Genomic DNA, 6355 nt, shown 5'->3' on the forward strand with positions numbered 1-6355 from the left:
GCCCGGAGCCGCCCCCTCCACCGGATCCCACCAGCGCGGCGGCAGCTCCCGCCGCAGCACCGCCCCGCCCGGGGTCCGCACCTCCACCGCCCCGTGCCGCGACACCGCCACCGTCACCCGCTCCGAGACCACCCGCCAGCCGCCCCCGGTGTCCGGCTCCAGCACCGCCCGCGCATCGGGCTCCGGCCCCCCGCCCAGCACCGCGTACGAGGGCTCCGGCCCCGCACCGTCCCAGCCCCAGAACACCGCCCCGCCCACGCCCACCCGCACCGTCAGCTCACTGCGCGCGAACCGCAGCACGCCCCCGCCCGGCCGGGCCTCCGTACCCTCCAGCAGCCCCGGCACCCGGGCCCGCTCCGCACCCCGCGGAGCCAGCCCCTCCGCGTCCGTCCGCCGGTGGCGCAGCGCCGCACGCCACGCGCGCCGCCCCCGCGCCGTACCGATCTCCGCCACCGCACGCACCAGTTCACGACCGTCCATGACGATCACCCTGCCACCGGCCCCCGGCCGAGCGGGCGGCGTTCAGCTTCCGTTCACCCGCGAAGGCAACGGCCGGGCTCCGGGGACGGCTCTGGTGCGGATCTCGATCACATGGCATCGTCCCTGTGAGCCGCCGCGCGCACACCCACGCAGCGGTGGCACCGTACGCACACGAAGCGCGAGCCGCAGACTTGACCGGGAGCCGACCCATGACCTCAGCCACCCAGCCGGAACCCCTCTGGTCCCCGGGCCCCGACAGGATCGCCGCCGCCCGCGTCACCGCCTTCCAGGCCTGGGCGGCCGAACGCTTCGGCGCCCCCGCCGAAGGCGGCTACCCGGCACTGCACCGCTGGTCCGTCGACGAGCTCGACACCTTCTGGCAGGCCGTCGCCGAATGGTTCGACGTACGGTTCACCACCCCCTGGGAGAGCGTCCTCGCCGACCGCTCCATGCCCGGCGCCCGCTGGTTCACCGGCTCCACCCTCAACTACGCCGAACACGCCCTGCGCGCCGCCGAGGACCCCGCCCGCGCCCAGGACCCCGCCCTCCTCCACGTGGACGAGGCCCACGAGCCCACCCCCGTCACCTGGGCCGAGCTCCGCCGCCAGGTCGGCTCCCTCGCCGCCGAACTGCGCGCCCTCGGCGTCCGGCCCGGCGACCGGGTCAGCGGCTACCTCCCCAACATCCCCGAAGCCGTCGTGGCCCTCCTCGCCACCGCCGCCGTCGGCGGCGTCTGGACCTCCTGCGCCCCCGACTTCGGAGCCCGCAGCGTCCTCGACCGCTTCGAGCAGGTCGAACCCGTCGTCCTGTTCACCATCGACGGCTACCGCTACGGCGGCAAGCAGCACGACCGCCGCGAAACCGTCGCCGAGCTGCGCGAAGGCCTCCCCTCCCTGCGCGCCGTCGTCCACATCCCGCTCCTGGGCACCCCCGCCCCCGAGGGCACCCGCCCCTGGTCGGAGCTGACCTCCGGCGACACCGAACCCGTCTTCGAACCGGTCCCCTTCGACCACCCGCTGTGGATCCTCTACTCCTCGGGAACCACCGGCGCCCCCAAGGCCATCGTCCAGTCCCAGGGCGGCATCCTCCTCGAACACCTCAAGCAGCTCGGCCTGCACTGCGACCTCGGGCCCGAGGACCGGTTCTTCTGGTACACCTCCACCGGCTGGATGATGTGGAACTTCCTCGTCTCCGGCCTGCTCACCGGCACCACCGTCGTCCTCTACGACGGCAGCCCCGGCTTCCCCGACACCGGCGCCCAGTGGCGCATCGCCGAACGCACCCGGGCCACCCTCTACGGCACCTCCGCCGCCTACGTCATGGCCTGCAAGAAGGCCGAGGTGCACCCCTCCCGCGACTTCGACCTCTCCGCCGTCAAGTGCGTCGCCACCACCGGCTCCCCGCTCCCGCCCGACGGCTTCCGCTGGCTCCACGACGAGGTCGCCGAGGACCTGTGGATCGCCTCCGTCAGCGGCGGCACCGACGTGTGCAGCTGCTTCGCCGGCGCCGTCCCCACCCTCCCCGTCCACATCGGCGAACTCCAGGCCGCCTGCCTCGGCACGGACCTCCAGTCCTGGGACCCGGCCGGCAAGCCGCTCACCGGCGAGGTCGGCGAGCTCGTCGTCACCGCCCCCATGCCCTCCATGCCGATCCACTTCTGGAACGACGCCGACGGCAGCCGCTACCGCGACAGCTACTTCGAGATGTTCCCCGGCGTCTGGCGCCACGGCGACTGGATCACGATCACCGACCGCGGCTCCGTCGTCATCCACGGCCGCTCCGACTCCACCCTCAACCGGCAGGGCGTCCGGATGGGCTCCGCCGACATCTACGAGGCCGTCGAACGCCTCCCCGAGATCAAGGAATCCCTGGTCATCGGCCTGGAAGAGCCGAACGGCGGCTACTGGATGCCGCTCTTCGTCCACCTCGCCCCCGGCGCCGTCCTCGACGAGGACCTGCGCAAGAAGATCGCCGCCACCATCCGCGAGCAGCTCTCCCCCCGCCACGTCCCCGACGAGGTCATCGAGGTCCCCGCCATCCCGCACACCCTCACCGGCAAGCGCATCGAGGTCCCCGTCAAGCGCCTCCTCCAGGGCACCCCGCCGGCCAAGGCGGTCAACCCGGGCTCGGTGGACAACCCCGGCCTGCTCGCCTTCTACGAGGAGCTCGGCCGCACCCGGAAGTGACTGTCAGTGGTGATGGTTACCGTGAGTGAGCAAGGCATCGCGCCGTCCGGCGCACCACTCAGGGGGAACCATGAACACCACGCCCAAGCCGTCACGACCCGCCTCCCGCCTCCGCCGTGAGCTGCGCCGCGAGGTCCCCAGCACCGTCGGCCTCCTCGCCGACGCCCGGGACTTCGCGGCCATGCGGGACTACCGCAGCTTCGCCTTCGACCACCACGACGAATACGCCGACTACCTCCGCCACGTGGACGCCCTGCTGCGCTCCCTCGCGGCCCAGGGCATCCACACCACCGTCGCCCTCTTCGACCCCGACGAGTACGCCGACTACTGCGCCGACCACGGCCTGGACCCCGACAGCGCCCCGACCCGTACCCGCTTCACCGCCGAACTCGCCTGCGGCCCCGCCCTCCCCTACACCGGCCAGCCCGTCGAGGAACTCGTACCCCTCCTCGTTGACGCGGCCGTCCGGCAGGCTACCTGGGAGTACGCCGGCGCGGTGCTCGCCGGGGTGGGAGAGTGCGCGGACTGCGGCGAGGACATCGGCCGCGCCTCCTTCGAACGGGCCACCGCCCTGGTGCGCCGCCTCGTCGACGGAGCCGGCCCCGGCCACCACCACCTCGTCTGCAGCATCCCCACCGAGGAGCAGCAGCTCATCGCCGTCCTGCACGCGGAGGCAGCCCGGGAACCCGGGGGACCCCTCCGCGCGGAAGGCCGCGATCAGCTCGACTTCGTGACCGTCCTGGCCGCCGGCCTCGCCCTCGGCGGCTCCGGCGGACTGGTCCTGCGCAGCAGCACCGACGACTGCCACGACCGGGTCCACGGCTGGCGCCTGGACCACGGCCGCCTGCTGCCCCTCTCCGCCGCCGCCGTGTTCGACGCCTACTGCACGGACGCCGACACCGGCGACCCCGTCGCCCCCGAACCCGGCGTCGAATACTGCCCCGGCTACGAGGTCGACGGCCCCGCAGCCCACGCCTAGCCCGCCGCCCCGCCCTCCGGAACGGAAACGACCGAGGGGCCCCCGCCACCGGCGAAGGCCCCTCGGTCACCACGACACCACTACGGCACGCGCCCGGCTACTCGCCCGACAGCACCGCCTGCGCGGCCACCCGTGCCTCCTCGGCACTGTCCGCGGCCCGCGCGGCCGCGGCCGCGCGCTCGCACTGCGCGAGCGTGTACTTCGCGAGCGTCGCCCGCACGTACGGGATCGAAGCGGCACCCATCGACAGGGAGGTGACACCCAGACCGGTCAGCACACAGGCCAGCAGCGGATCCGACGCGGCCTCACCGCAGACACCGCAGCTCTTGCCCTCCGCCTTGGCGGCCTCGGCCGACATGGCGATCAGGTCGAGCAGCGCCGGCTGCCAGGGGTCCTGCAGCCGCGACACCGCACCCACCTGACGGTCGGCGGCGAATGCGTACTGCGCGAGGTCGTTCGTGCCCAGCGACAGGAACTCGACCTCCTGCAGGATCGAGCGCGCCCGCAGCGCGGCGGAGGGGATCTCCACCATCGCACCGAACTTCGCCACCAGACCCGCCTCGCGGCAGGCGTCCGCGAACGCCTTCGCGTCGATCCGGTCCGCCACCATCGGGGCCATGACCTCGAGGTAGACCGGCAGCCCCTCGGCCGCCTTCGCCAGCGCCGTCAGCTGCGTACGCAGCACCTCCGGGTGGTCCAGCAGCGTACGCAGACCACGCACGCCGAGCGCCGGGTTCGGCTCGTCCGCCGGAGTCAGGAAGTCCAGCGGCTTGTCCGCGCCCGCGTCCAGCACGCGCACGACCACACGGCCCTCGGGGAAGGCCTCGAGCACCTTGCGGTACGACTCGATCTGCTTCTCCTCGGACGGAGCCTTCTTGCTGTCGTCCAGGAACAGGAACTCGGTGCGGAACAGACCCACACCCTCGGCCCCCGCCTCCACCGCGGCCGGCACGTCCGCCGGCCCGCCCACGTTCGCCAGCAGCGGCACCTTGTGACCGTCGGAGGTGGCCCCCGGACCGGAGGAGGCGGCCAGCGCCGCCTTCCGCTCGGCGGCCGCGGCCTCCAGCTCGGCCCGCTTCTCCGCCGTCGGCTCCACGAACAGGTCACCCGTGCTGCCGTCCACGGCGATGACCGTGCCCTCGGCGATCTCCCCGGCACCCGGCAGCGCCACGATGGCCGGCACACCCAGCGCCCGCGCGAGGATCGCGCTGTGGCTGGTCGGCCCGCCCTCCTCGGTCACGAAGCCGAGCACCAGCGCAGGGTCCAGCAGCGCGGTGTCAGCAGGCGCCAGGTCCCGCGCGATCAGCACGTACGGCTCGTCACTGTCCGGCACACCCGGCATGGGCACGCCCAGGAGGCGCGCCACGATCCGGTTGCGCACGTCGTCCAGGTCGGCCACCCGGCCGGCCATGTACTCGCCCGCTCCCGCCAGCAGGTCGCGGTAGGACGCGAACGCGTCGTACACGGCGCGCTCGGCCGTGCTGCCGACGACGATCCGCCGGTCCACGTCCGACATCAGCTCGGGGTCCGTGGCGATCATCGCCTGGGCCTCGAGCACGTGCTGGGCCTCGCCGCCGGCCAGCTGGCCGCGCGCGATCAGGTCGGCCGACACGGCTTCCACGGCCTGACGGGCGCGCCCCTGTTCGCGCTCCGCCTCGTCCGCGGCGATCTGCTTCGCCGGCGGCTCGAGCACGGCCGTCCCCATGTGCCGCACCTCGCCGATCGCCACACCGTGGCTCACGCCGACGCCTCGCAGCGTTGTCTCCATTTCACCCGTCTCCGATTGAGCGGCGGACGCAGCCGCCGCGGTGGATGTCCGACCTTGAGGTCTTACTGCCAGCTGAACAGGGCGTCGTCGGTCTTGACGTCACCGGACTCGACCACGCCGGAAAGCGAGTCGGCCGTTGCCTCCAGCGCCACGACGGGGCAGATGGGGGACTTCCCGGCGGCCTCGACCGCGGCCGGGTCCCAGCGGATGACCTCCTGGCCACGGACCACCGTGTCGCCCTTGTTCACGAGCAGCTCGAAGCCCTCGCCGTTGAGCTGGACGGTGTCGATCCCGAGGTGCGTCAGTACGCCGTGGCCCTCGCCGTCGACCACGACGTACGCGTGCGGGTGAAGGGAGACGACCACACCGTCGACGGGGGACACCGCCGCGGAGGGCTCACGCACGGGATCGATGGCGGTGCCCGGACCCACCATCGCGCCGGAGAACACCGGGTCGGGCACTGCCGCGAGTCCGATGGCGCGTCCGGCAAGTGGGGACGTCACGCTGGTCATGGGGGCCTCCCAGGGGGTGGGGCTTCTTCGTGTGAAGGATATTGCACAGCTTGTACGGGTTCGCCCGATGCCGGTCCCCGGCCCGAGCTGACCCTTGGACACGGAGACTAGTGGACTAGACCGGTGGACTAGACCATACGCGTGAATGGATTTGCCTGCGCCCCACGGGGCCTGTACTGTCGTGACTCCCGCCGAGACGTGTTCCATGAACATCTTGCGAACAGTCGATGGACGGGGCCTCCTCCTCAAGCAGGGACGATCTCGATCTCCACTCCTTTTCGGCGCGCCATTCCGGCGCTACGGCGGGTGGTCGGAGAGAAGGAAAAGCACTGATAGAGTCGGAGTCGCCGGAAAGGGAAACGCGAAAGCGAAGGACCTGGAAAGCGAGCGAGAAAGACTCTGATAGAGTCTGAATCGCAAGAACGAAAGC

General features: G+C 72.4%; 4 protein-coding genes and 1 pseudogene. 2 read left to right on the top strand and 3 right to left on the bottom strand.

From position 1 onward, the window contains the following. A pseudogene (locus VR44_RS33850) lies at nucleotides 1-480 on the bottom strand (glycosyl hydrolase); the annotation flags it as partial. 209 nt (nucleotides 481-689) lie between these two features. Between VR44_RS33850 and VR44_RS33855 the strand changes: the two are divergent. Both VR44_RS33855 and VR44_RS33860 read left to right on the top strand, forming a co-directional pair. Further along, nucleotides 690-2666 (top strand): acetoacetate--CoA ligase, encoded by a 1977-nt coding sequence (locus tag VR44_RS33855; RefSeq protein ID WP_045951471.1) that lies wholly within the window; start codon nucleotides 690-692, stop codon nucleotides 2664-2666. 70 nt (nucleotides 2667-2736) lie between these two features. Then, nucleotides 2737-3645, top strand: coding sequence for a hypothetical protein (locus tag VR44_RS33860; protein WP_045951472.1), 909 nt, complete (start codon nucleotides 2737-2739; stop codon nucleotides 3643-3645). A gap of 97 nt (nucleotides 3646-3742) precedes the next feature. Here the strand turns inward: VR44_RS33860 and ptsP are convergent, their stop codons facing one another. Together ptsP and VR44_RS33870 are read right to left on the bottom strand one after the other, a co-directional pair. After that, a complete protein-coding gene (gene ptsP / locus VR44_RS33865) occupies nucleotides 3743-5413 on the bottom strand; it encodes a phosphoenolpyruvate--protein phosphotransferase (protein WP_045951473.1) in 1671 nt (556 codons plus the stop codon). Between the two features lie 62 nt (nucleotides 5414-5475). Beyond that, nucleotides 5476-5925, bottom strand: a complete 450-nt coding sequence (locus VR44_RS33870) for a PTS sugar transporter subunit IIA (RefSeq protein WP_045951474.1) — start codon at nucleotides 5923-5925, stop codon at nucleotides 5476-5478. Between the last annotated feature and the right edge of the window lie 430 nt (nucleotides 5926-6355).

This window comes from Streptomyces katrae, assembly GCF_000966975.1.
GTDB classification, from domain to species: Bacteria; Actinomycetota; Actinomycetes; order Streptomycetales; family Streptomycetaceae; genus Streptomyces; species Streptomyces katrae.